Genomic DNA, 2,402 nt, shown 5'->3' on the forward strand with positions numbered 1-2,402 from the left:
GGCTCCAGGATAGAGGCGACTATCGTTGGTAGCCGTCACGGAAATATCACTTGTGTTTGTCGACAGGCTCCGCTTCTTTCTTTCGATAACAACAAACTCATCGGGTAACTGATTCCCCTCTTTGATGAAACGATTTTCAATACTCTCTCCCTGATGGGTCAAGAGTTTCTTTTTATCGTAATCCATAGCTAGTATAAAGTCATTTACTGCTTTATTTCCCATCCTATACCTCCTAATAAGTTCCTGGATTGAGTTGCATAAACTCAGACTTGTTCAGCGAAATCAGCCGTGGTTGGACTAAGTGATCCAAAATTTCCTCGTATAATTCTTCTGAGACATTGCGTCGCCGTCTGGCTAGATAAGAAGTCGGAATGACCGTATTATCCAACATAAATACCTTATCTAAGTCAATCAAGGTTGGTCTTGTAAAAGGATTACGAGCTAGATCCGGCTCTTCTATCATAAAGTTCTTGACCAAACGTCTGGTCAAGAGAGCTGGTTTGAAAGTCTGATTTTTAACCAACTCTTTGTTTTTAGTCGTGCTGTTGTCAATACAGATATACATATGATTCTTCACAGCCAAATCGCTACTAATACTTGGAAAAGGCAAATAAAGAGCCACAACATCTCCTCTCTTAATCAAGCAAGAGCACCCCCTTTTCTCCTAATGTAACATAGACAGGATTGACCAAGTCTTCTGATTGACTCAGAATTTCCAAAGTTTGAGTTTGGCGCCCTGTCAATTTAGTAGCATCTTGTCTCTTCAATACAAAATGCTTGTCGCCAATTACCTTGACACTATAATCCTTCTCCAAAGCTGACTGGTAAATCCACATCAGATCTTGTCTGTCCTGAGAACTCAAGAGAGAAGGATGTTCAAGCCTCCCGACAGCCTGATAAAAATCAAAAACAGGAGCTAACTCCTGCCAATCTGACTGGCTAGTTGTCAAGGCTAGAAAAAGGGCTTTGCGAGCTGATACTTCTTGGTTAGCCTTGAGAGTCCCCTTGCCCTCCAAGTTTTTTAGAAATTGGGAAACTCCAGAAAGCAAATCTTTCTCTAACTGCGAGAAATAAAAACCTTGCCTTCCCAGACACAAGTCTCTCAAGTCGCTTTCTCTAGCAAATAAGAGTTCAAACAGTTGATAGTAAAAGAAAAATATCTGGCACTGAGTCGCGCTCATCTTTTCCTTATCGGCTTCTTTTTTCAACCAGAGCAAGGGCAATAGGTAGCTGGATTGATACATTTCCTCCACCTCCTACTCTTTTTTCTCTGGAGCATCTGCACTAGCTGCTACTTCTTTTGACTGGATACTTTCCCACTGGTTGATTTCCTCTGAGATAAGACCTTCGCATGTCTTGACAAATAGGGCAAAAGCCTTGGTTTTTCCTGCATATTTCTCTGTTTGGCATTGATAGAGGAATTTTTCTCTCTCCAGGAGTTGCGCAGTCTTTTGGTAAGAAATCCAGTGTTCCTTGGCATTATACAAATTGAGAATCCCCTCACACAGCAAGCCTAGACTGGACAAGGCAACCGAAATCAAACGGTAGCGATCACCTGGCATAGGAATAGCACAAAAGACAGCTATGAGAAAACCTGCCACGATTTCTGTTATTTTTAATACCTTATAGCGTCTACGATGTTGAACGCTTTTCTTTAAAAAATGAGCTATCTGTACATCCAATCGCTCTGTCAGATACATTTCTTCTGGTGTCATGTTCGTAACCCCTTTCATTTACTTTGATAATCATAGTATAACATATTTGAATATCAAAGTATAGTAAAAACTGGACTATAACTTATTATAAAATCCAAATATGAAATGTTTGTGAAATAAGGGAAAAATATCACAAAAAGGATGGAACAAAAAGGTTCAAAATAATAAAAACGCATAATACCTTGCCTTAAAAAGCTTGATATTATGCGTTCTATCAGTGAAAGATGTTCTGAATGTTCACCTCAAATTGAGTTTTTCCAACATTCTTTCCATCACTATTCTAGCTGGTTTCCGACTCGGCTAAGTTTGACTTATTTTAACTGAGCAAGAATAGCTTTGAGTTTCTCAATCAATTCATCTTCTGTGTGGTCAGACTCTTTCTCATTGGCTAGGAAGGCGACTGCTTGAGCGAGAGCTTCTCGTGCTTGGTCAAGGACTTTCGCATCTACACTTGTAAGGTCGCCGTCTTGCAGAACCTTAGTCAATTCCTTGGTCAATTTCTTGAGTTCTGACTCTTTCTTACGACGCGCGATGAGGAAGAGAAGGAGACCAAGAAGAGCGAGCAGGCTGCCAATCATGGTACCATATGGAAGATGACCTTGTGCTTTCCTTGTCTCTTTCATTTCTTCTTCCTTAGTCGCTTGCTTGCCTTTCAAGGATTCGAGTGCTTCTTTGACCTTGGCAGTC

Annotated in this window: 4 protein-coding genes and 1 pseudogene; all 5 read right to left on the reverse strand. The window is 40.5% G+C overall.

The annotated features are described in order from the left end of the window. Positions 1-222: thiol-activated cytolysin family protein (locus WKI23_RS09365; protein WP_368079733.1), on the reverse strand; the 222-nt coding region annotated here is incomplete at its 3' end. A gap of 10 nt (positions 223-232) precedes the next feature. Next, complete coding sequence (locus WKI23_RS09370; RefSeq protein ID WP_000595752.1) at positions 233-643, reverse strand: hypothetical protein; 411 nt, start codon at positions 641-643, stop codon at positions 233-235. Then, positions 636-1,244 (reverse strand): hypothetical protein, encoded by a 609-nt coding sequence (locus tag WKI23_RS09375; RefSeq protein ID WP_368079734.1) that lies wholly within the window; start codon positions 1,242-1,244, stop codon positions 636-638. The genes WKI23_RS09370 and WKI23_RS09375 overlap by 8 nt, the downstream gene beginning before the upstream one ends. A 12-nt stretch (positions 1,245-1,256) precedes the next feature. Continuing rightward, a complete protein-coding gene (locus WKI23_RS09380; protein WP_031233612.1) occupies positions 1,257-1,715 on the reverse strand; it encodes a DUF4231 domain-containing protein in 459 nt (152 codons plus the stop codon). Between the two features lie 311 nt (positions 1,716-2,026). After that, positions 2,027-2,402, reverse strand: a pseudogene (locus WKI23_RS09385) (hypothetical protein); the annotation flags it as partial.

The organism is Streptococcus pseudopneumoniae, from assembly GCF_038148955.1.
Taxonomy (GTDB): domain Bacteria; phylum Bacillota; class Bacilli; order Lactobacillales; family Streptococcaceae; genus Streptococcus; species Streptococcus pseudopneumoniae_T.